This is a genomic window from Oscillibacter sp., from assembly GCF_032018205.1.
Lineage (GTDB): Bacteria > Bacillota > Clostridia > Oscillospirales > Oscillospiraceae > Oscillibacter.
Genome location: NZ_DALZOY010000010.1, coordinates 43,294 through 69,803, shown reverse-complemented (window position 1 = coordinate 69,803; position 26,510 = coordinate 43,294). Strand labels below are relative to the sequence as shown.

The following is a 26,510-nucleotide window of genomic DNA, read 5'->3' as shown; positions in this document are numbered from 1 at the left end:
TTAAGCGCTGGCCCCACACCCGTTTTAAAATTATTTAAGATTGCTGCTGATATACTCTGCGGCAACGCTGAGCACATAGTTCTGGCAGGCTGCACCGGTTTTCCAATCGAAGTTCTCTCCGTAAATACCGGTGTTGGACAAAATGCGCACACCCAGATACGGAACATGATAGGTCTTACAAATCTGCGCGGCGGCATCGGTTTCCATTTCTTCGCAGGAGGTTCCGACCGTCTTGTTCAGATAGAGCATTCGATCAATCTGGTTGTTCCATTCGTTGGAGGTACCGATGGTCCCTTCCACCACGGAGCCGTCGGTGTAGCTGTCTTTGACGGTGCTGGCGGCTTTCAGCAGGGCGGGGTCGGCATCATGATAGACAGACTGTGTAAAGGCAGCTTCCTCTCTGTCATAGGCATAGACGCCGTTCATTTCAAAGGCGGTGTAGTCAACACCCGCGCCCTTGGCGGAGGCAATGGTTTTCCATGCAGAGTAGTTCACAGTCCGCTTTCCCAGAACAATGTCATAGGTGTGCAGGGCCGGGTCGTGTCCGCCGGAGGTGCCCTGATCGATCACCGCAGAGGGATTGAAAAATTCCATGGCCAGCGCGGTGGAGGCGCCCGTATTGGCAAGGCCCTGTTCCGTACGGCAGACCACCACCGGATAGCCATTGTAGGTGCCGGCTACATAGTCCCACTGGCCCAGCTTATAGGCGGTGGGATTATTCAGGGCGCTGATCATCGTGGTCGTCTCAATGCCCATGGCGCCTTCCAGCAGGATAGGCCGCTGTGTTTTATCATAGCTCTGGGTATTCAAAGAGGTCTTTTGGTTGTTGGCGGTCACAGAACTGGGCGCGCTGCTGAGATAGGAGGTGATATACTGTTTTGCCACATTGAGAACGTAGCTTTGGCAGGCCGCGCCGGTTTTCCAGTCAAAGTTTTCGCCATAGATTCCGGTATTGGACAGGATGCGGATGCCTAAAAACGGAATGTCATAGGTCTTGCAGATCTGGGCAACGGCATTGGTTTCCATTTCCTCGCAGGAGGAGCCGAAGGTTTCGTAAAGGTACAGCATACGGTCAACCTGATTGTTCCAAGCGTCGCAGGAATCAATGATACCATTTACAACACTGCCCTGGGTATACGTGCCCTTGACGGTATTGGCGGCCGCCAGCAATGTGGCGTCGGCATCATAGTAGACCTGCTGCGTAAATTCCCCGGCAGTCTTGCCATAGGCATAGACGCCCTGCATTTCAATGTCTTTGTAGTCTACGCCGGTTCCCTTGGCAGATGCGCCCGATTTCCATGCACTGCCGTCAAAGGACTGCTTGCCGATTACGATGTCATAGGTGTGCAGAGCCGGGTCATGTCCGCCGGAGGTGCCCTGATTGATGACGGCAACAGGATTGAAAAACTCCATCGCCAGCGCCGTGGAGGCGGCTGCGTTGGCCTGCCCCTGCTCGGTTCGGCAGACCACCACGGGGTAGCTGTGGTATGTACCGGCCACATAGTCATACTGACCCAGTGTGTATTCCACCGGATTGGTCAGTGCCTCGATCATTGTGGTGGTTTCAATACCCATGGCGCCTTCCAGCAGTAGCGGGCGCTTGGCACTCGTATAGGCAGCTTCCGCTTTGCTGAAATAGTTGTAGAGAATCTGAGCCAGTTGTCCGCGGGTCACCGCACCGGCGGGATTCAGCTTGTCTCCGCTACCATTGATGATCCCGGAACCCACGGCCATTTTCATATAGGGCAGAGCATAGGAGGCCACTTGCTCCACATCCTTATAGGCGGACAAATCTCCGCCTTGCAAGGTTTCGCCGGTCAGCTCTGCATAAGCGCACATCACCTTGACAAGCTGCTGACGGTTAAGCTTCGTATTTGCAGAGAAGCCCGCCGACGTACCTTCTGTCAGACCAGTGCCTTTAGACCACGCGGCAGCAGAGGTGTACCATGCGTCTGGTGCGACATCCTGAAAAGGCGTTATGCCGGAGACGGAGGGCGTTTCCTGAATATTGTAAAGCGTTTGAAACAATTGGGCACGGGTCACTGTGTTTTCGGCACGAAAGGTTCCGTCTGCGTATCCGTTCATATATCCCCGTTCCCAGACAAACTGAACGGCCTTTGAAAACGCGGAATTTTCGGCCACATCGCCGGGGCCGGTTTTGCTTGCGGTCTTTGCGGAAACAGCTATGGTCATGATTGTCAGCATTGACATTGCCAGAACAAAAGACAGCATCTTTTTCGCTATTTTCATCTTTCAATAACCTCTCTTCTCCTCACGGCACTACTACAAGGTAGTACCTTTATCGGATTGTTATTTTACAGGACTTTCAAGTAAAATGCAAATAAATTCTGTATTTTCAGCAATTTAAAAAAAGAAGCGCCGTTTCCGGCGCTGGTTTCCGTGCTTTTTGCATCGAAAGCTTTACTTTTTTGGGGTTACATTATTTTTTATCAAATATGCTGTCTCTGTTTTTCAAATAGGTTGTCCGGCTACCTTTCTCGTCTCCATGCCCCGCGAACCAATGCATTGTTGGTGTTGATGCCCAGCCCCGCGCCCACCATGGAGCAGGTGGCGTAGCTGTCAGTGGAGGAAAAGCACTGGTGGGGTGTCAGCCCCAGTCGGGCAAACATTCGCGTGGCGTCTATGTCTTCTCCCGGATAAGTGGCGATGTAGGATGCGGAGGCAAATTCCTCCACGGGAAACACGTCCATTCCGGCCCAGATGCTGTCCGGCGGAACCCAGGCAACCATCGGGTCATTGAGAAGGGGAAGCCACTGAAAATTTCCTTCCCGGCGGCTGATGATGCAAAAGTCTGCCCGGTGATCTGCCAGAGCTGCGGCGAGACGGGTGCTGGTCCCTCAAGAATCTGGATTTCAATGCCGGGATGGCGCCGCCCAAAAGCTGCCACCAGGTCCGCAAGCCAGTGGTAACAGACGGGATAGGCGGTGCCCACTGTGAAGAATCGATTTCAAGGCTACGAATCTCGGCAGTCATCTGGGCGTACCGCTGTGCAGTTCGGTCCAATTCCTGCAAAAGAGGAAATAGGCGGAGGTAGTCCGCAGTGGGGGCCACGCCGTTTCGGCTGCGCTTCAACAGGGAAAATCCGGCTTCCTTTTCCAGTGAATCCACCATGCGGCTCATGCCGGAGGGCGCGTATCTCAGATGTTCCGCTGCGGCGGACAGACTGCCTTCTCTGATGGTGCACAAGATGGCGCCGCACTTTTCCGTATCCATGGGAGTCTCCTTACTTGCGGTTTTGTCAAATAAAATGTGATATATCTTCGCTTTACGCAAGCATACTCCCGCGCTATGATTCTGTCAAGAAAAGTGGAGAGGCGGTCTCAGAATGACGAAGAGCAAGGCGGAGGTGCTGTTGGCAGGCGTAATTCTGGCGCGCAGCACGTCGTATCTGTTTACCAAGATAGGACTAAAAACACTGGATACATTTAATCTAATGGGCGTCCGTTTTTCAGTGGGCTTTCTTCTGCTTTTCCTTTTGTTTCATAAGCGGCTGTTCCATTTAAAGAAAAAAACAATTCTTGGAGGGATGGCGCTTGGATTCTCGTTTTTTATGGTGATGACAGCGGAGTTGACCGGCCTGAAGACCACGCCCACGGCCACAGTTTCGTTTTTGGAGAATACCGCCGTGGTGTTTGTACCTTTGTTCGAGGCGGCTTTGCGCCGCCGTCTGCCGGGACGGTGGACTGTGCTTGGTGCGGCAACGGCTCTGGCGGGCGTGGCGTTTCTGACTTTACGGGAGTCGCACTCCATCGGTGCCGGAGAGTAGTTCTGCATTGCTGCCGCAATGCTTTACGCCGGCTCGATCATCCTGATGGATCGCCTCTCCCGTCAGGATGATCCGCTGACGCTGGGGATTCTGGAGGTGGGCTTTGTAAGTCTGTTTGCGCTGACGGCTTCGCTTATAACTGAGATGCCCCGGCTGCCTGCCGGGGGTGTGGAATGGGGCGTGATTCTGGTGCTGGCGGTGGTTTGCACCGGATTCGGGTTTACGCTTCAACCGGTGGCTCAGCGGTATACCGGCGTGGAGCGGGCGGGCCTGTTTTGCGCGCTGAATCCTGCATCCGCTGCTGTGCTGGGCGCAGTGTTCCTCCACGAGCGGCTGGGGTGGCGGGGGCTTTTGGAATGCGGGCTGGTTCTGGCATCGGTGGCGCTGTCCCGTCTGGGCGTGTCAAAGCAAGAGCTTGAGGAAATGCCAGCCGCCTAAAGGGTGAAGAGAACACGCGGAAGCGCCGACAGCGCTTCCGCGTGTTTTTTGTGGGGCAATCACAGGCGTGTTTTGTCTAATAGGTAGCGGCGCTTCTACGATTCTCGCCCCTGAAACGCCTCCCGCAGTTTAGCCAGCGCCTTTGTCTCCAAGCGTGATACGTAACTCCGGGAGATGCCGAAGGAGGAAGCCACCTCCCGCTGGGTCAGAGGGACGGTTCCGCCCAGACCGTACCGCAGGCGGATGATCTCCGCCTCCCGTCGGGTCAGCGTTTCCGCCACAAGGCGACGCAAGCGCAGCGCGTCATCCCGGTCCTGAATGTCGTCCAACATCGTGTCGTTTACGCCTACCACATCCATGAGCTGCAAGGCGTTGCCCTCTTTGTCCGTGTCGATGGAGTCCGCAAGAGACACATCACCTTGAAGCTTTTTCTGGCTGCGGAAATACATCAGAATCTCGTTTTCTATGCACCGCGCCGCATAGGTGGCAAGCCGCGCGCCCTTGGACGCGTCAAAGGTGGAAACGCCCTTGATCAGGCCGATGGTGCCGATGGAAAGCAGGTCTTCCTGATTGCTCTGGGCACAGTAGTATTTCTTCACCACATGGGCCACCAGCCGCAGGTTCCTCTCGATCAGCGCGTCCCGCGCCTTCATGTCCCCCTCGGCCATCTGCCGAAGATATTCCCGCTCCTCATCCGATGTCAGAGGTTTTGGAAAAGAGCCCCCCCCGTTAAGCCGCAGGGTAAAAAGCAGCGTATTGGCGAACAGCAGCAGTGCCGCAGTCAGCATAAGCCCTCCTTCTTGACGGCGCAGATTGCGCCGCGTCTGCCGCTTTTATGAAGCGAGCGGTCCGCCGATTCAAAGGCGCACCCACCGGCGCCCTCTTCGCTATCCTATGCGGCGGCGGCAGGTCCCTATGAACGCGAATTGCCGCCGGGCGAAAGCAAAAGGCCCGTCCAGAGGTGCACTTTTCTCCTGCGGTTTGGCTGGAGAGCGAAGGTCTGTCTCCCAGTAAAGCGGGCGGCGATAGAACGGACTCGCAGTGGGCAGCGTCGAGACTGGCGGGGAAGCGGAGACTGCTTAGCTGCCCGCGCTTTCGATGGAACTGGAAAAAGCGGGGCCGGACAAATGTCCGGCCCCGCAGGGGGTGATTTGCTTTTTAAGGGTTAGCCGGGGAAGCTGCCTTCGGTCATCTGGGTAATGTAGTTTCTGTAAGAGTCTTGGATGTCGGTGGAGACCAACGCATCGTTGAAGGTGCCGATAGCCAGGCAGTTGTTGTCAAAAGAGCCATAGATGGTCTTGTTGCCGAAGCTGCCGGCCTCCACGTCCTGCATGGCCAGTTTCAGCATACCGGCGTTGTCGGTGACAACGGAGCCGATCAGGCAGGGATTCTGGCTCTGCGCCACCAGATCGGCGGGCTGGCCAATGTCGAAGATGGCAATCTCGCCGCTGCCGTTGGCTGCGTCGATGGCCTGACGGGCGCCGGAGTCCACCGCGGAAGCGTCGCCAAAGAAGACGTCGGCCTTCTGAGAGATCATACCGTTGGCAAGCTCCATGCCCTTGGCCACGTCGTTGAAGGAGCCGGCATAGGCGGAGAGCACGGTGATGTCGGGATTAATGGCCTTGGCGGCCTTCTCAAACCCGGCCAGCTTCGCCTTGGTGGTGTCGATTTCCATGCCGCCGATAAAGCCCAAAACGTTGGTCTTGCTCATCAGGCCCGCCAGCGCACCGGCCATGTAGCCGATCTGGTCGGCGTCGGGCAGGATGCTGGTGATATTGTCGGTGGGCAGAGTGGTGGCGCCGTTGAGCACGGCAAACGCAATGTCGGGATAGTCCTTGGCGACCTGGACGGTGGCGTCGGAATACTGGTTGCCGGGCAGGAAAATCATGTCATAGCCCATGTCGCAAAAGCCCGTCATGGAGTTGGCATAGTCGGACTGAGCCACGCTGTCGGCATAGTTGGTTTCCCAGCCGAGATCGGCGGCGGCAGCTTCCATGGCGTTGTAGCAGGCGGCGCCCCATCCGCCGTCGGAGATGCTGGAGTCGCAGACCATGGCCACCTTATAGACCTTGTCGCTGCCACCGGAAGCGGCGGCGCTGCCCGCGGAGCCGCTTGCGGACGCAGGGGGGGTGGAACCGCCGCCACAGGCCGCAAGAGATACGGTCATGGCAAGCGCAAGAGCCAGTGCAAAGAACTTCTTCATTTTCATTTTCCTCCGTAATTCAGATTTTTGGTTGGTTACTTTATCAAAAGGCGGGAGCCTGATGAATGGAACTCAGCGCTCCTCGCGCATATACGGCTTTCCGTTGGATGCGGGCCCGGATTTCTTAATGCCCAGCACCGCCAGCGCCGCCAGCGTGAAGAGATAGGGGATCATCTGGAACAGCTGATAGGGTGTGGAGGTGTTGAAAATTTGCAGACGGAGCTGGAGCGCGTCGCAGAAACCGAAGAGCAGGCAGGCCATCAGCACGCCGCCCGCGCTCCACCGGCCGAAAATGACCGCAGACAGGGCGATGAAGCCGCGCCCGGCCACCACGCCGTCGGAATAGGTGTTGACATAGCAGGTGGTGAGATACGCGCCGCCAATGCCCGCCAGCGCACCGCAGATAATGCAGGCCACGTATTTCTGGCGGATGACGTTGATGCCCAGCGTTTCCGCCGCCTTGGGATACTCGCCCACGGACTTGTAGTTCAGGCCGGCCTTCGTGCGGTTGAAGAAGATGGCGGTGAAAATGACCATCAGATAGGCAAAGTAGACCATGGGAGTCTGGTCAAAGAGGAGCTTGCCAAAAAAGGGGATGTCCTTCAAGCCGGGGATTGCCACGGTGGGCATCAGGGTTGCCTGCGCCAGCGTGGAGCTGACGCCGAAGTAAACCCGGTAGATAAAAGACGCCACCGCAGGGGCGAAGATGTTGATGGCCATGCCGTAGACAATCTGCGGGGCACACAGAGAGATGGTGCAATAAGCGTAAATCATGTTGATCAGCACGCCGCCGCAGGCTCCCGCCACAATCCCAAGGAAGGGGCTGCCCGAGAGGAAGGAAACCATAAAGCCCGTCAGCGCGCCAAAGGACATGATGCCGTCCAGACCGATGTTGACGAGGCCCGCCCGCTCGGAGTAAAGCTCCGCGAGGGCCACCATCAGAATGGGGGTTGCCATGCGGACGGTGGAGAGAATCAGTTCACCGATATCCATATTACTTCACCTCTCCCTTCTTTTCCAGGCGGTTTGAAAGCCACTGGCGGATGTGCGGCAGCTTGACCAGCGCGGTGCCGGCCACGGCAAAGACAATCACCAGAGCCTGAATAATGCCGATAACGGAGGTGGGAACGCCGGTTCCGGCCTGCATGGTGTTGGCGCCGGTGCGAAGCACCGCGAAGAAATAGGCCACCACCACCGTAGCTACCGGGTTGAGCTGGGCAATCAGCGCCATGGCCACGCCGTCAAATCCGTATCCCACGGCATAGCCGCTGATCAGGCGATATTGGGTTCCCAGCAGTTCCACGCTGCCGCCAAGGCCCGCCAGAGCGCCGGAGACGATAAAGCTGTACAAAATGTACTTCTTGACGCTGAAGCCGTTAAATTCGGCCGCGGTCATGTTCAGGCCCACCGCCCGGAGTTGAAAGCCTTTGGAGGTGCTGAACAGGAAGTACTGCACCACTGCGGCCACCGCAAGCGCGATGACAACGCCCCAGGTGACCCGCAGGTCGGGAAAAATGCGCTGAAGCTGCGTGGCGTCCGGAACGGCGGCGGTCTGGGGGACGTTGCCCTCCCGCAGAACGCTGGTGTACAAAAGCCCCATGAACAAAGTTGCCACATAGTTGAGCATGATGGAGACAATCATCTCGTTCAGGCCCCGGGTGATTTTCAAAATGCCGGGAATTGCGCCCCACAGGCCGCCTGCCACCGCGCCGAAGAGCAGGCAGAGCAGCGTGGCCCCGGGCCCCTCGATACCCCAGGTGGTGGCCACCCAGCAGGTGGCGATGGAGCCCATGATAAACTGCCCCTCGCCGCCAAGGTTAAACACGCCGCAGCGATAGGCAAAGCAGGCGCAAAGGCCTGTGAAGATCAGGGGCGTTGCCTTTACCAGCGTGGAGGCAATGTTGTTGGCTTTGCCGAAGGCGCCTTGAAAAAGGTATCCTACGGCGCTGATGGGATTGCTCCCCAGAGAGGCGATAATAATGGCGCCAATGAGGAAAGCCAGCAGCACGGAGGCCAGCGGCACCAGAATGCTCACCAGATTCTTTCTGATTTTCATAACAATCCCGCCCCCTTATTTACCGGCCATGGCCAGGCCAATTTCCTCGATAGGAGGATTCTTGCCGGAGTAAACGCCCATAATCTGTCCCTCAAACATGACGATGATGCGGTCGGAAACCTCCAGCACCTCGTCAAAGTCCGCAGAGATCAGCAGCACGCCGCAGCCGTGGGCTCGTGCGTCGATCATGGAGTCATGCACATAGCGGGTGGCGCCGATGTCAAGGCCCCGGGTGGGGTGCACGGCCACCAGCAGATCGGGATCGCCTTCCAGCTCCCTGGCTAGAATGACCTTCTGCTGGTTTCCGCCGGAGAGATTGCGACACTCCTGATCCACGGACTCGCACCGGATGTCGTATTTCTCCTGCATGCCCAGCGCGTAGTCATGAATGGCCTTCTTTTTCAGGTGTAATCCGTGTCCATCGGAAAAGCGGTCCTCCTCCGTGCTTTTCAGCACCAGATTGTCCTGCACGGACATGTTGCCGATCAGGCCCATTTTATTGCGGTCCTCGGGAATGTGGGACACATTTTCCAGAATAAAGCCGTTCGGGGTAAAGCGGGCCACGGTGGAGCCCTTCAGGTCCACAACGCCCTCCTCCGGCGTGAGCACGCCGGTGACAATCTGGGCAAGCTGGCTCTGGCCGTTGCCGTCCACGCCTGCGATGCCCACGATTTCGCCCCGGCCCACGGTCAGGGACACGTCGTTCAGTCCGTTATGCTTGGAGGATTTATGAAAGCTCACATGGGTCAGCTCCATTACGGGCTCGCCCGGTTTTTCAATTTTTTCATAGCGGGAGGGAGCAAGGTCCCGGCCGATCATCAGGTTTGCGAGCTGGCAGCTATCCGTTCCTCGGCAGTCCAGCGTGCATACCGTCTGTCCCGCCCGCAACACCGTGACCCGGTCGGAAATCTTCATCACCTCGCGCATTTTGTGGCTGATAAAAATAACGCTCTTGTTCTCGCTTTTCAGCTTTTCGATGATGGCAAACAGGCCCTCGGTTTCAATGTCGGTGAGGGCTGCGGTGGGCTCGTCCAGCACCAGAAGCTCTGCGCCCCGGTACAACGCCTTGAGGATTTCCACCCGCTGCTGCGCGCCCACGGCGATTTCGGTGACGGGCTTGTCCAGTTCCACGTCCAGCCCATAGCGCTCCGCCAGCTCCAGAATTTCCTTGCGCCGGGCATCCTTGTCGATGAACAGGCCCGTTGTCCGCCGGTCGCCCAAAATGATGTTCTCAAGAACCGTCATTGCCTCCACCAGCATGAAGTGTTGGTGGACCATGCCGATGCCCTTTTTTACCGCCTCGGCGGGAGAGGCAATTTTCACCGACTCCCCATTCAAATAGATTTTTCCGGCGGTGGGCTGATAGAGGCCAAACAGCACGTTCATCAGCGTACTCTTCCCAGCGCCGTTTTCGCCCAGAAGCGTGTGGACTTCGCCGCGTCGAACATCCAAATTGATGTCCCGGTTGGCATAGACGCTGCCGAACTGCTTGGTGATGTGTTCCATGCGCAGAAGCTCTTCCATTGGCATCTCCCCCAATCATAAAAAGGGGGACGAAAGCGCAGATAAATTCTACTGGCTTTTCGTCCCCGTTGACACACCTGAATTATTTTTATACTACCTTAAAAATAGTAAAGTGTCAAGGCGAAATTCCGTCCTATCGAAGGGAATTATTGGGCTTGTCGCGGTCTTAACGGCTTGCCGGTCACTCCGCTTAATCACGGCCGGTGGGCGGCTTGGGCGGCGGTGGGGCTGAACTGTTTTCCACGGCGGCTTCTTCGCGCCTGAAAAAGCCGGACCAGATGGCGCCCGTGGGGCAGGCCGCCTTGCACGCGCCGCATCGAATGCACTCCGCCGAGTTGATGTTCCCGGTTACGTCCACGCCCATTTTGCAGGCCTTTTCACACCGCCCGCAATGAATACAGGCGCTCTCATTCACGCCCATCTGATAGACGCTGAAACGATTCAGCAGCCCGTAAATGGCCCCCAGAGGGCAAACATATTTGCAAAACGGGCGGTATATCAGAACTGAACCCGCGATGACCAGCACCAAAAGCACCAGCTTCCATGAGAATAGAAACCCGGCGGCGGCCCGCAGCGCCTCGTTGGTCGCCAGCAGGGGAAGGCCGCCCTCCAGCGTTCCGGCGGGGCAGACGTATTTGCAGAAAAACGGGTCGCCAATGCCAAAGGAGTCCTTAAGCAGCGCGGGAAGCAGCAGTACGGCAACAAGAGACACGTATTTGCCCCAGCGCAGCCCGTGGTCCAGCCGCCGGGGGGGGCTGGGCTTGGGAGAGGGGATTTTGTGCAGCAGGTCCTGCACAAAACCAAAGGGGCACAGAAAGCCGCAGATTAGCCGACCAAACAGCACCCCGAACAGCAAAACCGTTCCCGTCACGTAATAGGACACGCTCCGCGTCCGCCCGCCAATCACCGCCTGTAAGGAGCCAATGGGGCAGGCTCCGGCGGCGCCGGGGCAGGAATAGCAATTCAGCCCCGGCACGCACAGGCGCTTGGAAGGCCCCTGATGAATGCGCCCGACGACAAAATTGCCCAGATACGGGTTGTGGGCAAGGGCCGCCAGCGCCTGAATCAAATGTCGAATCCCCTGTTTCATCAGCCAATCCCGATGCACTCAAGGCAGATGTTCACGGCCTTTTGCAAAACCTCCGCCGGCTCGCCAACAGAAACGCCCGCGGCAATCAGGCCCACGGAAACGACAAAAATTGCCGCAGTGACGAGGCGCTTTCCTGCCAACCGACGGTGAGGCCGCGGGGCGTCCTTTGCCGTCATTCTGCCGTCTCCAACAGGGAGTCAATAATTTTAGACCACTCCTCGCCGCTGCGGGCGCCCACATAAGACTGGCCGACAAGCTCGCCCTTGTCGTTGACAAAAATCGTCTCCGGCACGGAGCTGACGCCAGACAGCTTGGCGGCAATCAAATCCGCCGAGGGAAGCAGATGGAGATAGTTTGCCCCAGTCTGCTCCACCAGATCCCGGGCAGTCTGCACCATATCCGGGGAAAAGGCTCCGCTGGTCTGGGGAACGTCCACCACAATACCCACCACCCGAACGCCACGGTCCGCATAGTCGGCGGACAACTGGCCCAAATCGGGCATTTCCCGCAGGCAGGGGCCACAGAAGGTGGCCCAGATGTTAATTAAGGTTAGCTTATAATCCGCAAAAATGCGCTGGTCCACCGGAACGCCGTTTAAATCCCACGCGGCGAAGGAGGACAGGGTTCCTGCCGTTTCGACAATCTGATAATCTCCGTTCTCCGTCTCATAGGGCCAGTCGATGATGCCGCCGAAATCACTGAGATTCGTATAGCCCATGTCTGAAAGCTTCGTCGCGGCCTGCGCGCTGCGGTTTCCGCTGCGGCAGTAAATCAAAATCTCCGCGTCCAGCACGGGGAGCTGGGCCGGTGGCTCTGCGCCGATCTCCTCGTTGGGAAGCAGGATGGCCCCGGGAATGTGGCCCTCCGCGTATTCTCCGGCAGTGCGCACGTCCACAACCACGGGCGTCCCGGTGGTCATGCGCTCATGGGCCTCCTCGGCGGTAATTTTAACCGGCTCCGGAAAAACGTCCTCGGAACCGCTTCCTGAAGCCGACGGCTCGCTTGGTGAGCAGGCGCTCAAAAGAAATAGAAGAGATAGGCTCAGTATCGCTGTTATTTTTTTCACAGTCGTTCCTCCTTTACGGCGACAGCGGCAATGCTTTATGCAGTCCGATGCGGGGTTGTGAGAGATGTAGTACCCTTCATATGTATCATATTAGGGGCAAAATTGCAAGAATATTTTCGGAATGATTACTATTTATTGGACTTATGGCTATCCTGTATTTGACTTATATGCCTTTTTTGAAGGGAAAAACCAGCCCTTGCGCGGCCAGAGTGATAAGGCCCGCAGCGGCGGCATAGGATGGTATTGTCGTCAGGAAAGCGTCTTTGCGTCCGCGTGCCGCCGGAGAAGCTGGGGCGGCAGGCGGACGCAAGGAGGCGCGCCGTCAGCAATCAAATCACATGCCGCAGGGAGGAGCGCTTAAAGTATGAATGGTGAAAACAACACCGCGCCGGTGCAAAATATTCAAGGTGGACTGGGACAATTACAGATCAACGCGTTTTTGGAGAACCAGCGCGTGCCGGCAGAAGACGTGTCCGTCCGGGTTGTCGACCCGGACTCCGGAAATGTTTTGGAAGAGGTCCGCACCAATGCACAGGGGAAAGCGCCGGAACTGACCTTTCCAACGCCACCGCTGGAATTTTCTATGGAGGCCGGACGGCCTCGGCCTTTCAATCAGTACAACGTGCTCGTCTCGCTTCCGGGCTATGGGCAGACGGTCATCGAAAACGTGCAGATGTTTCCCGAGGTCACGGCAGTGCAGAACGTGGCCCTGCGGCCGACGTTTTCGGGACTTCTGATTCCCTATCCCACGCTTTGGGGGGATTTTCCGCCCAAAATTCCAGAGGATGCGGTAAAAGAGCTGCCCTTTGCTCAAAATCTGGTGGTTCTGCCCGAGCCGGTGGTGCCGGAACTGATTGTGGTGCATCAGGGTCGTCCGGAAAATACCGACGCCGCCAACGTCACCGTGCCTTTTACGGATTACATCAAAAATGTGGCCAGCAGCGAAATCTACTCCACATGGCCCCGGGAGACAATTATGGCAAATGTTCTGGCCATCATCTCCTTCACCCTCAATCGGGTTTATACGGAGTGGTATCGAAACAAGGGATTTGACTTTACAGTCACCAATTCCACAGCTTACGATCAGGCGTTCACCTATGGGCGCACCATCTTCCGGGAGATTTCCGAGGTGGTGGACGAAATATTTACTACCTATATTACAAAGCCGGACATTGTTCAGCCCCTGTTCACCCAGTATTGCGACGGGGCGCGGCGGAACTGCCCGGGCTGGCTGAGCCAGTGGGGGTCTAAAGATTTGGGAGATCAGGGCTATCCCGCCCTGCAAATTCTGAAAAGCTTTTACGGCTATGATATCTTTTTAGAGCAGGCGGAAAAGGTGGCGGGCATTCCCATTTCCTTTCCCGGCTATGTGCTGGAGGAGGGCTCTACCGGCGCGCCGGTGCAGACGATCCAGCACCAGCTCAACGCCATTTCCAACAACTATCCCCTGATCCCCAAGGTGGCGGAGGACGGCGTGTACGGAGAGAGCACGGCAAATGCCGTCCGAGTATTTCAGGAGACGTTTGACCTGCCGGTGACGGGGCGAGTCAATTTCCCCACATGGTATCGCATCTCCGGCATTTATACCGCCGTGGCCAATCTGGCGTAGCTTCCGCAAAAGGGCCGAACCGCCCAGAAGTCGATGCAAGTTTGCGGGCGGGCCGGCCCGCCGCGAAATACCGCCAAAATAAAACAAACCGGGTCCCTGCGCCTATGGCGCAGGGACCCGGTTGCATAAATGCCGATCGAACGCCATCACAAAGGCGCGAAGGACGCGGACGGTTTTTTAAAAATCCTCCTGAAGCACGTAGACGCTGATGACCTCTTTGGACTCGGAGGTCGTATCGTAAACCACGGAGAGGAAAATGTCTCCATACGCAAAATGAGCATCTCCGTCCTTGTCGCTGAGAGGCTGGCCGAAAACCTCTGTAAAGTCGGACAGGCTGTCACCCAGATGCAGCCCGTTCAGATCAATGCTGTCGGTCATCACAAGAACCTGCGCTACCTTCGTGTAGGTGTCGGTGTCAAACCAGACGCGAATGCCTGCCTTTTCAAAGTCCAGACCGCCCTCGTCTACAGATTCGGGCGTTTCATCTCCCAAGGCGGAGAGCAGCTCTTCCTGCGTCATGCCCAGAAGCCCCGTCAGGTCGGAAAGCTCCAAGGCTCCGGTGTCTTCCGCCTGAGAAGACCCGGCGGAAGAGGTTCCCGACTGAGCGGACCCGGAAGAGGAAGCTTGCCCCGCGCTGCCGGAGGAACCGGCGGGCGGCTGCGCCGCGCAGGCGCTCAGCGCCACGAGAGACACCGCTGCCAATAGTGCCAGCATCCGCTTTTTAAAAAGAGTAAGCGGTTTCATTTTTCCTGTCATACAAAATACCTCCAAAAGTAATCCCTGCCGTTTTTGGCTGGGCTTGTAATAGCTTGACGTAAGCGCCTTCCAATAAGTTTCGATTTTTTAAAAAAATTTTTCTCGCCGCTGGAAAAAACGGGTCATTTGCCGCTTGACAAAGTCACCGGGCCCGGTATATGTTGAATTCAGATTTTATTCCTCCCGTTTTCGCGGGTGGCTGAGCGCTGCGGCCCATGGGCTTCGGAATATGGAGCGACGGCTTTGAAATTGTCGCAATTGCGGTTGGTTTTTAAAGGAAAAGTATGTTATAATGTTGGCAAAGCAGGCACTGTAATTGTTTTTGGCCGCGTTTCTGCCCGCCTGAGGGTGCTTGAAAAGAACGGTGAACCCGTTGATCACGCCGTATGGCGGTATGGAAACGCTGCGTTTTAGAAAGGTAAGGTGTTGACTATGCACTGTATTCGGAAGATAACGGAGGATTTGCTCTGGCTTGGCGTCAGCGACCGTCAGGCTCCTCGCTTTGAGGCGGCCCATCCCACGCCCCGGGGCATGTCCTACAACTCCTATCTGCTGCTGGATGAAAAAACCGTCCTGTTTGACACGGTGGACCGGGCGGTGCAGACCCAGTTTTTTGAAAATCTGGAGTATGCGCTGGGGGAGCGAACACTGGATTATGTGTTTGTCCACCATATGGAGCCGGATCACGCCGCCACGCTGGGCGATCTGATGCTTCGGCATCCTGAGGCCACGATTGTGTGCAACGGGAAGTCCGTCAACATGATTCACCAATTCCACTGCACGGACCCCAAGCGGGTGATTCTTGTAAACGAGGGGGATTCCCTTCCCACCGGGCGGCACAGCTTCACCTTTTACAACGCCCCCATGGTCCACTGGCCGGAGGTGATCGCCAGCTATGACTCCACCGACCGCATCCTGTTCACCGCCGATGCTTTCGGCAGTTTCGGCGCGCTGAACGGAATTCTTTTTGCCGACGAGGTGGACTTTGACCGGGACTGGCTGGACGAGTTCCGGCGGTACTATACCAACATTGTGGGGAAATACGGCCCGCAGGTGCTTTCACTGCTGAAGAAGGTTTCGGGGCTGGAGCTGGGGATGATCTGCCCGCTCCACGGTCCGGTGTGGCGGAAAAATCTGGACTATCCGCTGAGCAAATATGCCAAGTGGGCCGCCTACGAGCCGGAGGTGCAGGGCGTGCTCATCGCCTTTGCATCGGTTTACGGGGGGACGGAGGCCGCGGCCAACATCCTTGCCTGCCGTCTGGCGGAGCGGGGCATCGCCGTGGATATGTACGACGTGTCCGTGACCCACTATTCCTATGTATTGTCCGAGCTGTTTAAATACAGCCACATCGTGTTTGCCTCTACCACCTATAACAACGGTATTTTCGTCTCTATGGAAAATCTGCTTCATGACGTGGCCCACCACAACCTGCAAAACCGGAAGGTGGCCCTGATTGAAAACGGCTCCTGGGCTCCCGCCAGCGGAAAGCTGATGACCCAGATTCTGGGCGGGATGAAAAATATGGAGATTGTGACTGCTCCCGTCACGCTGAAATCCGCTCTGGCCATTGGGCAGGACGCGGAGTTGGAGGCTTTGGCCGACACACTGGCTGCCGATCTGCGGGGAGATGCGCCGGTTGCCCCCGGCGATAAAGAAGAGGACAAGCCCAAGGGCTTTGTATGTAAGGTGTGCGGTTTCATCTATCAGGGCGACGCCCTGCCGGACGGCTTTGAATGTCCGATCTGTCATCGCACCGCCGAAGTCTTTGAGCCTCTGCCCTGAAAACAGGAATAAATATATCGGAAAGGAGATTTTTTATGAAGTATGTGTGCGATATGTGCGGCTATGTCTATGACGAGGCCGAGGAAGGCCCCATGCCTGACGATTATGTCTGCCCTCTGTGCGGCGCGGACAAGAGCCATTTCCATCCCGAGGACTGATTGATAAAAACCGGGCGGGGCCGTCTTCTTTTAAAAGAGACGGTCCCGCCCGGTTTGTACAGCAAAGAGGGCAGGGACATAATCAGGCCGTCAGATCTGCGGGGGATAGAGGCGTCTGCTCAACAGTGCCCAGAGGTCCAACGGGACGATACTGGCAATCCCGCGGGATGCAAAGCCGCGCGCTTTTTCAAACCCGGGACGACGAATACTGCCTTTGCTTATTTTTTATCGAAATTATTATTTCCATATTTTTGAGAATCATAGTTGACACGCGAGCTATGGTTGCAGTAGAATACGGGTGCTGAGATTAAAATAATGAAGCGCAAAAAGGCGAAATGGTTTTTTTTATGAGCGTCGGTTAGTTAAAACTAACCGAAAAGAATTTGCAAAGTGATTTCGCCCGATTTCCAGGCTGTGGCGTACAGCAAGCGGCACATGTTGTCCGATGGTTAGTAATAACTAACTTAATAACAGGGAAAGGAGAAACATATCTCTGGCAGTACACTATTTTAAGAGGAGGAAGAAATGAAAATCAAACGGAAAAAAATAATGTCTGCGGTTTTGTCGGCAGTGATGGCTCTGTCCTTGCTGCCGTCGGCGGCACTGGCGGCGGAACTGAATGATGCTGATTCGGCAAAACAGGTCGTTTCGGCGCAAATCAGCGGCGAAATGCAGCGCAGCAGCGACGCACAGCTCGAAAGCTATTTGACCACTGCATCGCAGGGTACATCAGACTTTGCCGGCGGCACCGGTACGGTGGACGACCCCTATCAGATTCAAACTGCCGGACAGCTTTCCATGGTGGCGGAGAATCTGGGAGCATCCTATGTATTGGCAGAGAATATTACCCTGACTGGTGCATGGACGCCCATCGGTACGTTTCAGGCGTCGGCGGAGAATGCCGAGGAGCCCGATGGAGCCTATGCATTCCACGGAACCTTTGACGGCAACGGGAAGACAATTACCGGACTGAATGTCGGGGGAGAAAACGCCATGTGCGTGGGCCTCTTCGGTGTCACGGCCAATGCCACGGTAAAGAACTTGACCCTTGTAAACGCGCAGGTTGAAGGCTTTACAATGACCGCCGCGGCCATCGGCTATGCCTATAACACCACCGTGGACAACGTGGACTTGACCGGAACCACTACAATTCACGGAAAAACTTATGTGGGGACATCCGCCACGGGCAACGCTGCCAATATGGTGGCGGGCATTGTTGGCGCGGGCATGGATTCCACCATCCTGAACTGCGACGTTTCCGGGACCACCCTGACCATGGACGGAATTTCCGGCGCAACAGGTTCCGGTGAGAATGTCCATGACGCGGGCCTTGTGGCGGGCGGCATGGAAGGCTGCACGCTTGAAAACTGCACAGCCACCGGCGGCAGCGTGGAGGTCACCGATGCCGGAGCATTTGCCTTCGGCATCGGCGGTCTGGCGGGCTGCGCCATTGAAGCGGAATACGTGAAAAACTGCTCCGCGACCAATGTGACTGTCAGTATTGCTAACGGCGCGTCCGACCTGATCGGCGGCCTTATGGGCTATTCCGGGACAAGCGGCCTTGCGGCCCCTACGCAGATTGCAGACTGCGCCGTCGCAGGCTCGGCAATTTACGCCATCGGAGCAACCAGCCGTAGCCGTGTGGGCGGACTTCTGGGCGGCGGATTCTATTTCCCCGATTATGCCTCGTATTACCCGGTTCCCGCCCGAATCAATGTGACCAATAGCACCGCGGACGCAGGTTCCTATAAGCTGGTGGGCTATGCCACCGAGCTTGACAGCATCAATGGCGCACCCGGAAGTGTGCGTATTTTTGCGGAAGGAGACGGCTCCACCAATACGCCCTATCAGATTTCAAATGCCGCCGGGCTGTATGCGGTGAACTACGGTCTAGACAAAAACTATAAGCTGATAGACAATATTGACCTTGGGGCGACGTTCTACCATAGGTGGCAGCCCATCGGTGTGCTGCTCTATGGTGAGGACGTAAATATGACTACCGGAGCGATGGATCTGACCAAGGCGTTTTCCGGGACCCTTGACGGCGGCGGCAAGACCATTTCCAACGTCACGGTGGATGCCAGCGCCGACGAGACGATGATGGCTCCCGGCGGCATCTTCTCCTGCGTCACCGGTACGGTGAAGGACCTGAAAGTGAAAGATGTCACCGTCACCGCCAACGAAAACACGGCCATGACTGCCGGCGGCGTCATCGGCTACGCCATGACCGACGCGGAACTGATCGATGTCAATCTGACAGCGGATGACGGACATAGAAATACCGTCACCGGACGAAACTGCGTGGGCGGCATCACCGGCGGCAGCGAAAGTGCCACGCTGTCCGGCTGTAACGTCTCCAAGACCGATATTGTGGTGCTGGGCAGCAACGATTTCTCTAAGACTCCGGGCCGCATCATTCAGGTTGACGTGGCGGAATGCGGCGGTCCTGTGGTGGGCGGCGGCTTCGGCGGCTCCATCACAAGCAGCTCCGCCACCGACTGCACGGTGAGCGCTGCCGGCAACGAGCCTGTGGGCCTTGGCGGTTTGGCCGGCTGCCTGCAATGCATGACGGCCATCACCGATAACACGGTTGCCAACGTTACCATCACCACGCAGCAAGGCGGGCACGCCATTGGCGGACTGTGCGGCTATGCGGGTACCGGAAACGACGGGGAGGGCATTGGAACTGTTCCTGCCGCGCCTACCTCTGTCACGGGCAACACAGTTGACATTACCATTAATGCTCCCGGAGCCACCCATGTGGGTGGCCTGATTGGAACCGGCCTGTACTTCTATGGGATGGAAGACCGATACACCGCCAGCGGCAATACCGTCTCCGGTTCCATCACTGCCGGAACTGGCGCGGATTCTGTGTACGGTGCGACCACTCCCGGCGCAATTGCTGGACGGGCAGTGGGCAGCAGCATTGATGAGAGCAATACGTTCAGCGGTCTGACAATCAACAACGTGGCCGCCGTAAACGCCGTGGGTACCACCAACGGCATGTACGAGAGCGGGGATCAGTACGGCGAGGACGACACCGCAGGCTTTATCCAAGGCATCAGCAATACCTATCAGCAGCTTTTTGAGGGTGCGACCTTCCTGCCGAAATGCGATAACTACTGGCATGACTTCTCCGCTGCCGTTGTGGGCGCGGACAAGGCAGACGAAATGGTTGCCATGATGAAGGCTTCCATCGGTGCGGCAGAGGGCCAGCAGGGCGGAGATGCCTTCTTCTGCGGCTTTATGGGCGATGTAGCGACCCTCACCTTCAACGGCTTGCAGATTTCTGGCTATGACGCGCAGGGCGTTCAGCTATTCTCTCATCCCTATCGCTACGTGGGTACCGGAGCCCTGTATATGGAGGGGCAGGTGGTTATGTCCAGCTTCACCATCTTGCAAAGTCTGGATGCGAACTCCGGCGAGTACACCTACTTCCTGATGGCGTCCGATACGCCGGATGAAACCTACCACATTGAATTCCGCTATGGCAGCGATTTGACAGCGATTCAGCAATTTGCAAGCGGCAAGTATGCCAACTGGCTGGCTGCGGGCATTCCCACCAGTGCGATGGAGGAAACCACAGGGACAAAGGGCCAGATTGACAATGCCCTGCGTCAGGTGATCGCGTTGTTCTGCACCGAAAACCTGTCTGAAGGAGTGACGGCCCAGACTGCCGCACAGCGGTCTGATCTGGTGGGCATCTGGGATGCGAACGCGACCACACTGGCGCTGCTGCAAGCCGCAACGGGACTTTCAAACGTCAGGATGTATTGCGAGCTAAAGGCTGACGGCACCGGAGCGACTTATTTGGATATGGGCACCGGCAGTTATACGAAGACTGCGGATTATACCTTCTATGCCTACGATAACGACGGCAGCGCCAACACATTCTCCGGCGTGTACATTGCTGCAACCGAAGGCGGCACCACATCAACAAGCCCCTACACCATTGTCACCGATGGGGCGGGTAAGACGCTGTCCTTTTACGCGGAGGACGGCACGGCCGCCTATGTGAAGCGCGGAAGCGTCCCCAACAACAACTCTGGCAGCGGCTCCGGTGACGGCGGCTCTTCCGCTTCCGGAAACACGAATATCAGCGCCAGCGGCGGCAGTGTGACTGCCGCGCAGATGACCGCCGCCGTGAAAAGCGCGGCCAAGGGCGCTGCCATTTCCGTCAGCGCGTCCGGCACGTCTCAGGTTACGCTGCCCGTGTCGGGGCTGACCGCCGCGCAGGCCAACAGCAACAGCCTGAACATTACCACGAAAAACGGCGTGATTGCCGTGTCTGCCGAAGCTCTGGCGGGCGTGATCAGCGGAGCTTCCTCCAGCGCCGTCGTCAGTGTCGGCATCACGGCTGCTTCGGCCTCTGCCGCGGGGCTTTCTGATGGAACACCTGCATTTGACGTATCTCTTTCTGTCGGCGGTCAAGCCGTCCACAGTTTCGACGGGTCTTTGACAATCACGCTGACGGTTGCCAATCTGAGCAAGATTTCAAACCCCTATGTGCTGCACATTCTGGCCGACGGCACAAAGCAGTATCTGAAGCCCACAGTCAGCGGAAACAGCCTCACGGTCAGCGGCGTGCGGAATCTTTCCGTGTTTGCCGTGATTCCCGGCAGTGAAGTGCCTGCGGAGATTGCATTCACCGATGTGGCAAGCAGCGCATATTATGCGGACGCCGTGCGCTGGGCAGTTGCGAAGGGCGTGACTTCCGGGACAAACGCTACTACCTTCAGTCCCAACGCCGCGTGCACCCGCGCGCAGGCTGTGACCTTCCTGTGGAGAGCGGCGGGCTCTCCGGAGCCTGCCTCTACGGTAAATCCCTTTGCGGATGTGGACAGCGGAGCCTATTACTTCAAGGCGGTTCTGTGGGCGCTGGAAAAGGGAATCACCGGCGGCACCAGCGCCACGGCATTTAATCCCAATGGCGCTGTTACTCGGGCGCAGATTGTCACCTTCCAGTATCGCGCCGCGGGTTCCCCGGCTGTGACAACCGCCAATTCGTTTGGCGATGTGCCCTCCGGCGCGTACTATGCCAACGCAATTCTGTGGGCAGTGGAAAAAGCGGTTACCAACGGAACCACTGCCGCCACGTTCAGCCCAAATACCAATTGCACCAGAGGTCAGATTGTGACCTTCCTGTACCGGCAGTTTGGCGTATAACGCAAACCGCTGAAATTAGAACCGGGGAGAATCGGCGCACTGCGCCGATTCTCCCCGGTCTTTTTAGCGCTGCCAAATGCCCGAAACCGGCAATCCGGGGGAGTAATTATTTGCTGCCGTGGAGCAGAAATGTTTTCTTTGCTCCAGAAACGCATCGAGAGAGTTTTAAAGGCCCGCGATTTCAAGCGACGGGGAAAGACCCTGCGCAGATGCGCCGCCTGTCTCAATTGCCTTGTGGAATGTGCATAAAATATGAAAAGAAGTGGTTATTTTTTCGGGCGACCTGCGATTTAAGAGTCTGGATTTCAGTTTTAAAAAGTGCTGGAGTATATGACGGTTTCAAAAATTTCCTGACTAATCAAGGGGTTTTTAAGAAATGTAAGCAGATACAACTTTTGGCACGCAGGTGGCATCTGGTTAAAAAGACTGCAAAATAAAAAATGGCTTCAAAAACTTTGTATATTTTTTCAAAAACCATTGTTGACTGTTGAAAAGCTTTGCAGGATAATACTATTTAAATAGCTAAATCACTGCTTTGCCTGACAAAACCCTCGCTTGAGAGAATGAGCGGACAACGCATTCGGGCGACCCCATACTTGAGAGGGACTTTTGTGGTTGTTTTGCAAAAGCCCCTTAAATTTATAGAATTTTATCAAAAGAGCAAGGAGTATGATGGACATGAGCGCAATTCAAACCGGGACGGAAGCCTGCATTGACGAAATCGTCGCCATCCGAAGAGACATCCACCGACACCCGGAGATTGGCCGGTCGGAGGTGCGAACCTCCGCGCTGATTCGGGAAAAGCTGGCGGAGTATGGAGTGGACAGGATTGAACAGCCTGTTCCAACGGCTGTGGTTGCCCTGATTCAAGGGACTGCCGGACCTGGCAAGTGCGTTGCCTTGCGCGCCGATATTGACGCGCTGCCGGTGAGCGAGGACTCCGGGCTGCCTTTTGCCAGCGAGACGCCGGGAATGATGCACGCCTGCGGACACGATATGCACGCGTCCATGCTGCTGGGTGTGGCAAAGGTGCTGTGCGAGATGAGAGATCGGTTTCGGGGAACGGTGAAGCTGATTTTCCAACACAGTGAGGATACCCTCCCCGGAGGGGCCAAAGAGCTGGTGGAAAAGGGCGTTTTGGAGAACCCCCATGTGGATGCCATCTATGCCATTCACATGCTGCCGGATCAGGAGCGCGTGGGCAAAATCGGAATGCGGGCGGGGGCTGTCACCACGTCTGTGGACCTGTACGATGTGACGGTGACCGGTCGGGGCGGACATGGTTCCGAGCCGCAGAAAACGGACGATCCCATTCTGGCTGCTTGTCAGATGATTGTGGATATGCAGCAGATTGTTGCCCGCAGAATTGATCCGCTGGAGACGGGGATTCTCTCCATCGGCAGCATTCACAGCGGCGACGCGCCCAATGTGATCCCCGGCGAGGTGAAGTTTGGCGGGGTGTCCCGGGCTTTTTCCGAAGAGGTGCGGGAAACGATTCGCCGCCAGATGTTTGCCATCGGCAAGGGGATGGAGTCCATTTCCGGCTGCAAGGTGGATATCTACCATTATTACGGTTATCCCGCAGCATACAACGATGCGGATCTGGTGGACTGCGCCAGACGGGCGGTGGCGGACGAGTTGGGAGACGACGCCATCGTGGAGCTGGAGCGGCCTATGGGTTTCAGTGAGGATTTTGCCTATTTCTATCAGATGACGGGTACGCCGTCCGCCTATTTTATGCTTTTTGGCGGGCAGGGCGGGGAGGAACTGTATCCCCTTCACAGCCCCAAGCTGGTCCTGCGGGAGGAGGCCATGCCATATGGCATCCGGGCCATGGCGGGCATCGCCGTTGAATACCTCAACCGCTGAGGGCGGCATTCCCCATCGGAAAGAGGGGCCGCCTCTGACATGTATCGCCAAAGGACTTCCCAGCGGCGAGCCGCCGGGTTTTGAATAGAAATAAGCACGACAGGAGTAAGGAGAAAATATGTACAATTTTGCACTTGCATTTGCTATCTGCGCAGCCGCGTTCATCATCGGTGAAGTGGTTTCCACCCTGACCAAGGCATGGATTCCCTCGGTATTTGTCACGGCAGTGGTGATGCTGGTTGGGTACTGGACTGTGCTCCCCACCACTCTGGTCAGCGACAGTATGCTGATCCCCTTCGGCAGCACCATCGGCATTTACCTGCTGATTACCCACATGGGAACGGTAATCAGCCTCAAGCAGCTGAAAGAACAGTGGAAGACCATTGTGGTATGCCTGGTGGGCCTTGCCGGTATGTGTGGGCTTTCTCTGCTGGTGGCTCCGTTGATCATGGATCGCGAGCTGGTCATTGCCGGTCTGCCTCCGCTGACCGGCGGCATTGTGGCCGCCACGCTGATGCGTGACGCTGCTATGGCTGCTGGACTTGAGAAAGCCGCCGTGTTTGCCATCACCATGTACTGCATTCAGGGCTTTGCGGGGTATCCCATCACCGCCGTCTGCCTTCAGGCGGAGGGCAAGCGCCTGCTGAAAGAGTACCGCGGCGGCGAGACGTTCATGACTGATTCCGACAAAGCCGCCGTAAAGGCAGCGGAGGCCGCCACCTCTGCGTCTGCCGCAAAAAAGAAGCTGATTCCCCCCATCCCTCAGAAATTTGATTCCGCCGTTGTGGTTCTGATCAAGCTGGCCATCGTGGGCTGGCTGGCCACGCAGCTTGGCAGCATCGTCTTTCCCCACATCGGCAAAATCAGCGGCGCGATCTGGGCGCTGGTCTTGGGTATCCTTTTCACCACCATCGGCTTTCTGGACGCCAACTCGCTGAATAAAGCCAACTCTTACGGGATTATCATGTTTGCGTTGATGATGTACGTGTTTGACGGACTGAAGGACTGCACACCCGACATGTTGCTGGACATCATTTTCCCCATGGTCGCTCTGATCGTGGTGGGCGTGATCGGTATGGCGATTATGTCCTTTATTGTGGCTAAGATTTTGCGGATGTCCTTCCCCATGGCCTTTGCCAACGGCTTGACGGCGCTGTACGGCTTCCCCTGCGACGCGATCATCACCGAGTCCACCTGCACGGCGCTTGCGCAGACTCCGGAGGAGAAGGAGTATCTGATGAGCAAGATGTTCCCGTCTATGATTGTGGGCGGCTTTGTCACAGTTACCATTACATCAGTCTTTATTGCAGGTGCATTTGCAACTATGTTTTAATAAAAAAGGAGTGCTGAAAGTTGAACCTCAAAGAAGCTGCCGCAAAATACGGCGATTACCTCATTGAGATGCGGCGCTGTTTCCACGCGCATCCCGAAGTCAGCGGAAAAGAGTATGAAACCAGCAAGCGGATTAAGGCGGAACTGGACAAATTCGGGATTGCCTGGCGTCCCTGCGGCCTGGAGACTGGGATTCTGGCCACCATTCAAGGTGGGAAGCCCGGAAAGACCATCCTGCTTCGGGGCGACATGGATGCGCTGACCGTGCAGGAGGAAACCGAGCTGCCCTATGCCAGCGAGACTTCCGGCGTGATGCACGCCTGTGGTCATGATTGCCACATCTCAACGCTGCTGACAGCGGCCCGCGTGCTCAACGATGTGAAAGCGGACCTGTGCGGCACTGTTCGTCTGGCGTTTCAGCCGGCGGAGGAAACGGCGCAGGGCGCAAAATCCATGATTGAGAACGGTGCGCTGGACGGTGTGGATGGCTGCTTCGGCATTCATGTGTGGTCCAACGTGCCCGCCGGACAGGTGGCGCTGGCTCCGGGACCCCGGATGGCCGCTGCCGATCAGTTCAGCATTGATATCAAGGGCAAGGGCGGCCACGCCTCCGCGCCCCATCAGTGCGTGGACGCCGCCGTGGTGGCCAGCTCGATTGTGACCAATTTGCAGAGCATCGTCAGCCGGGAAGTGGATCCCGGCGACCCCGCTGTTTTGACCGTGGGACGCATAGAAGCGGGAACCCGCTGGAATGTGGTTGCGGAGTATGGAAGACTGGAGGGCACCACCCGCTATTTCTCCCGGGACCTGTATCAGCGCTTCCCTGAGATGATGGAGCGGGTCGTGACCCAGACCGCGCAGACCTTCCGCGCTGAGGCGAAGCTGAATTACGACCGCATTGTTCCTCCCACCATCAACGACGACCAAATGACAGAGGTGGCCATCGGTGCGGCCCGCAAAGCAATTTCTGCCGACGCAGTGATTGCCATTGACCGCATCACCGGGGGTGAGGACTTCGCCTATTTCATGGAGAAGGTCCCCGGCGCCATCGCGCTGATGGGTGTTGGCAATGAGTCCTGCGGCGCTGTGTGGCCCCAGCACTCCGGAAAATACCGGGTGGATGAAAGTGCGCTGATCAACAGCGTGCTGCTCTACGCGCAGGTCGCTGCCGATTTTAACGCGGGCTGACCCTGCGGTTTTATGAAACACAAAGGCCCTGATGCTTTGGCATCAGGGCCTTTGTGTTTCCGGTGTTTTTTAAATGGGGCTTTTCCCCTGCTGCTCTATCCTGAATCAGCGGCGCCCGCGGTTTGAATGGAATATCTGTAACGGAGCCGGGGGTTTTCAAACATCGCAGGGTATGATAGGATACTGTGTAAAAAAAGACAAGCTGCCGGGACGCAAGGGGGAAAACGGGCCATGAACAAGACTCTACTCTATCTCATCTATTTTGCGGCGTATTCCGCGATTTTGCTGGTAATCGGCAAAAGCAGTCTACGGGACAGCGACAGCGTTGGAAAGTTTTTTATGTGCGACCGGCGGCTGCCCTTGTGGCGGTGCGTCTGCACCTTTGTGGGAACGTGGGTTTCGGCGGCCAGCATTCTCAGTCTGACCGGTTCAGTGTATGAAAGCGGGCTGTCCGCGCTGATGTTCTCGGTGGTGCCGTGGTTT

General features: G+C 56.7%; 22 protein-coding genes and 1 pseudogene. 11 read left to right on the top strand and 12 right to left on the bottom strand.

The window, feature by feature from the left end; all coding sequences use genetic code 11:
• Positions 1-30: 30 nt before the first annotated feature.
• The 3 genes from mtnN to RTU96_RS09310 all read right to left on the bottom strand — a co-directional run bounded on the left by mtnN (position 31) and on the right by RTU96_RS09310 (position 3,234).
• On the bottom strand, positions 31-2,211 hold the full coding sequence (gene mtnN / locus RTU96_RS09320; RefSeq protein WP_312636290.1) for a 5'-methylthioadenosine/S-adenosylhomocysteine nucleosidase: 2,181 nt from the start codon (positions 2,209-2,211) through the stop codon (positions 31-33).
• Positions 2,212-2,489: 278 nt separating this feature from the next.
• Entirely contained in the window at positions 2,490-2,801 is a 312-nt protein-coding gene (locus RTU96_RS09315; RefSeq protein WP_312636357.1) for a LysR family transcriptional regulator substrate-binding protein, read from the bottom strand.
• Positions 2,755-3,234: a LysR family transcriptional regulator gene (locus RTU96_RS09310; RefSeq protein WP_312636288.1), complete on the bottom strand. Its 480-nt coding sequence runs from the start codon at positions 3,232-3,234 to the stop codon at positions 2,755-2,757. Before RTU96_RS09310 ends, RTU96_RS09315 begins: the two co-directional genes overlap by 47 nt.
• Positions 3,235-3,346: 112 nt before the next feature.
• Between RTU96_RS09310 and RTU96_RS09305 the strand changes: the two genes are divergently transcribed.
• Both RTU96_RS09305 and RTU96_RS09300 read left to right on the top strand, forming a co-directional pair.
• Entirely contained in the window at positions 3,347-3,787 is a 441-nt protein-coding gene (locus RTU96_RS09305) for a DMT family transporter (protein WP_312636286.1), read from the top strand.
• Positions 3,788-3,793: 6 nt separating this feature from the next.
• The gene (locus RTU96_RS09300) at positions 3,794-4,225 is read left to right on the top strand and encodes a DMT family transporter (RefSeq protein ID WP_312636356.1); all 432 of its coding nucleotides are present in this window, start codon (positions 3,794-3,796) and stop codon (positions 4,223-4,225) included.
• A gap of 95 nt (positions 4,226-4,320) precedes the next feature.
• Here the strand turns inward: RTU96_RS09300 and sigK are convergent, their stop codons facing one another.
• The 8 genes from sigK to RTU96_RS09260 form a co-directional block, all read right to left on the bottom strand.
• Positions 4,321-5,013 (bottom strand): RNA polymerase sporulation sigma factor SigK, encoded by a 693-nt coding sequence (gene sigK / locus RTU96_RS09295; RefSeq protein WP_293009598.1) that lies wholly within the window; start codon positions 5,011-5,013, stop codon positions 4,321-4,323.
• A gap of 377 nt (positions 5,014-5,390) precedes the next feature.
• Positions 5,391-6,428, bottom strand: coding sequence for a BMP family protein (locus RTU96_RS09290; protein ID WP_312636283.1), 1,038 nt, complete (start codon positions 6,426-6,428; stop codon positions 5,391-5,393).
• A 72-nt stretch (positions 6,429-6,500) separates the two neighbouring features.
• The gene (locus tag RTU96_RS09285) at positions 6,501-7,421 is read right to left on the bottom strand and encodes an ABC transporter permease (RefSeq protein WP_312636282.1); all 921 of its coding nucleotides are present in this window, start codon (positions 7,419-7,421) and stop codon (positions 6,501-6,503) included.
• A 1-nt stretch (position 7,422) separates the two neighbouring features.
• Positions 7,423-8,484: an ABC transporter permease gene (locus tag RTU96_RS09280; protein WP_312636281.1), complete on the bottom strand. Its 1,062-nt coding sequence runs from the start codon at positions 8,482-8,484 to the stop codon at positions 7,423-7,425.
• A gap of 15 nt (positions 8,485-8,499) precedes the next feature.
• Entirely contained in the window at positions 8,500-10,008 is a 1,509-nt protein-coding gene (locus tag RTU96_RS09275; RefSeq protein WP_312636280.1) for an ABC transporter ATP-binding protein, read from the bottom strand.
• A 190-nt stretch (positions 10,009-10,198) separates the two neighbouring features.
• Positions 10,199-11,098: a 4Fe-4S binding protein gene (locus RTU96_RS09270; protein WP_312636279.1), complete on the bottom strand. Its 900-nt coding sequence runs from the start codon at positions 11,096-11,098 to the stop codon at positions 10,199-10,201.
• On the bottom strand, positions 11,098-11,274 hold the full coding sequence (locus RTU96_RS09265) for a CD1871A family CXXC motif-containing protein (RefSeq protein WP_312636278.1): 177 nt from the start codon (positions 11,272-11,274) through the stop codon (positions 11,098-11,100). Before RTU96_RS09265 ends, RTU96_RS09270 begins: the two co-directional genes overlap by 1 nt.
• On the bottom strand, positions 11,271-12,164 hold the full coding sequence (locus RTU96_RS09260; RefSeq protein WP_312636277.1) for a rhodanese-like domain-containing protein: 894 nt from the start codon (positions 12,162-12,164) through the stop codon (positions 11,271-11,273). The genes RTU96_RS09265 and RTU96_RS09260 overlap by 4 nt, the downstream gene beginning before the upstream one ends.
• Positions 12,165-12,528: 364 nt before the next feature.
• On the opposite strand from RTU96_RS09260, the gene RTU96_RS09255 reads away from it, so the two are divergent.
• Positions 12,529-13,773, top strand: a complete 1,245-nt coding sequence (locus tag RTU96_RS09255) for a peptidoglycan-binding protein (RefSeq protein WP_312636275.1) — start codon at positions 12,529-12,531, stop codon at positions 13,771-13,773.
• A 177-nt stretch (positions 13,774-13,950) separates the two neighbouring features.
• On the opposite strand, the gene RTU96_RS09250 is transcribed toward RTU96_RS09255, so the two are convergent.
• Positions 13,951-14,529, bottom strand: a complete 579-nt coding sequence (locus RTU96_RS09250) for a hypothetical protein (protein ID WP_312636274.1) — start codon at positions 14,527-14,529, stop codon at positions 13,951-13,953.
• A 432-nt stretch (positions 14,530-14,961) separates the two neighbouring features.
• Here RTU96_RS09250 and RTU96_RS09245 point away from each other — a divergent pair, with 432 nt between their 5' ends.
• The 8 genes and pseudogenes from RTU96_RS09245 to RTU96_RS09210 all read left to right on the top strand — a co-directional run.
• Positions 14,962-16,314 carry an MBL fold metallo-hydrolase gene (locus RTU96_RS09245; RefSeq protein ID WP_312636272.1) on the top strand — a complete coding sequence of 451 codons (1,353 nt, stop codon included), beginning with the start codon at positions 14,962-14,964 and terminating at the stop codon, positions 16,312-16,314.
• 35 nt (positions 16,315-16,349) lie between these two features.
• Entirely contained in the window at positions 16,350-16,472 is a 123-nt protein-coding gene (locus RTU96_RS09240) for a rubredoxin (RefSeq protein WP_293009589.1), read from the top strand.
• Positions 16,473-16,997: 525 nt separating this feature from the next.
• The gene (locus tag RTU96_RS09235) at positions 16,998-21,638 is read left to right on the top strand and encodes an S-layer homology domain-containing protein (protein ID WP_312636269.1); all 4,641 of its coding nucleotides are present in this window, start codon (positions 16,998-17,000) and stop codon (positions 21,636-21,638) included.
• A gap of 110 nt (positions 21,639-21,748) precedes the next feature.
• Positions 21,749-22,075, top strand: a complete 327-nt coding sequence (locus tag RTU96_RS09230; RefSeq protein ID WP_312636267.1) for a hypothetical protein — start codon at positions 21,749-21,751, stop codon at positions 22,073-22,075.
• 241 nt (positions 22,076-22,316) lie between these two features.
• The gene (locus RTU96_RS09225; protein ID WP_312636266.1) at positions 22,317-23,507 is read left to right on the top strand and encodes a M20 family metallopeptidase; all 1,191 of its coding nucleotides are present in this window, start codon (positions 22,317-22,319) and stop codon (positions 23,505-23,507) included.
• A gap of 118 nt (positions 23,508-23,625) precedes the next feature.
• Positions 23,626-24,840 (top strand): hypothetical protein, encoded by a 1,215-nt coding sequence (locus RTU96_RS09220; protein ID WP_312636264.1) that lies wholly within the window; start codon positions 23,626-23,628, stop codon positions 24,838-24,840.
• Positions 24,841-24,860: 20 nt separating this feature from the next.
• Positions 24,861-26,027, top strand: a complete 1,167-nt coding sequence (locus RTU96_RS09215) for an amidohydrolase (protein WP_312636262.1) — start codon at positions 24,861-24,863, stop codon at positions 26,025-26,027.
• Between the two features lie 231 nt (positions 26,028-26,258).
• Positions 26,259-26,510, top strand: a pseudogene (locus RTU96_RS09210) (sodium:solute symporter family protein); the annotation flags it as partial.

Excerpts from the sequence above, each read along its gene's own strand:
- mtnN (WP_312636290.1), bottom strand. The coding sequence starts at position 2,211 with ATGTCAATGCTGACAATCATGACCATAGCTGTTTCCGCAAAGACCGCA.
- RTU96_RS09310 (WP_312636288.1), bottom strand. The coding sequence starts at position 3,234 with ATGGATACGGAAAAGTGCGGCGCCATCTTGTGCACCATCAGAGAAGGC.
- RTU96_RS09305 (WP_312636286.1), top strand. The coding sequence starts at position 3,347 with ATGACGAAGAGCAAGGCGGAGGTGCTGTTGGCAGGCGTAATTCTGGCG.
- sigK (WP_293009598.1), bottom strand. The coding sequence starts at position 5,013 with ATGCTGACTGCGGCACTGCTGCTGTTCGCCAATACGCTGCTTTTTACC.
- RTU96_RS09290 (WP_312636283.1), bottom strand. The coding sequence starts at position 6,428 with ATGAAGAAGTTCTTTGCACTGGCTCTTGCGCTTGCCATGACCGTATCT.
- RTU96_RS09285 (WP_312636282.1), bottom strand. The coding sequence starts at position 7,421 with ATGGATATCGGTGAACTGATTCTCTCCACCGTCCGCATGGCAACCCCC.
- RTU96_RS09280 (WP_312636281.1), bottom strand. The coding sequence starts at position 8,484 with ATGAAAATCAGAAAGAATCTGGTGAGCATTCTGGTGCCGCTGGCCTCC.
- RTU96_RS09275 (WP_312636280.1), bottom strand. The coding sequence starts at position 10,008 with ATGGAAGAGCTTCTGCGCATGGAACACATCACCAAGCAGTTCGGCAGC.
- RTU96_RS09270 (WP_312636279.1), bottom strand. The coding sequence starts at position 11,098 with ATGAAACAGGGGATTCGACATTTGATTCAGGCGCTGGCGGCCCTTGCC.
- RTU96_RS09265 (WP_312636278.1), bottom strand. The coding sequence starts at position 11,274 with ATGACGGCAAAGGACGCCCCGCGGCCTCACCGTCGGTTGGCAGGAAAG.
- RTU96_RS09255 (WP_312636275.1), top strand. The coding sequence starts at position 12,529 with ATGAATGGTGAAAACAACACCGCGCCGGTGCAAAATATTCAAGGTGGA.
- RTU96_RS09250 (WP_312636274.1), bottom strand. The coding sequence starts at position 14,529 with ATGACAGGAAAAATGAAACCGCTTACTCTTTTTAAAAAGCGGATGCTG.
- RTU96_RS09245 (WP_312636272.1), top strand. The coding sequence starts at position 14,962 with ATGCACTGTATTCGGAAGATAACGGAGGATTTGCTCTGGCTTGGCGTC.
- RTU96_RS09240 (WP_293009589.1), top strand. The coding sequence starts at position 16,350 with ATGAAGTATGTGTGCGATATGTGCGGCTATGTCTATGACGAGGCCGAG.
- RTU96_RS09235 (WP_312636269.1), top strand. The coding sequence starts at position 16,998 with ATGAAAATCAAACGGAAAAAAATAATGTCTGCGGTTTTGTCGGCAGTG.
- RTU96_RS09225 (WP_312636266.1), top strand. The coding sequence starts at position 22,317 with ATGAGCGCAATTCAAACCGGGACGGAAGCCTGCATTGACGAAATCGTC.
- RTU96_RS09220 (WP_312636264.1), top strand. The coding sequence starts at position 23,626 with ATGTACAATTTTGCACTTGCATTTGCTATCTGCGCAGCCGCGTTCATC.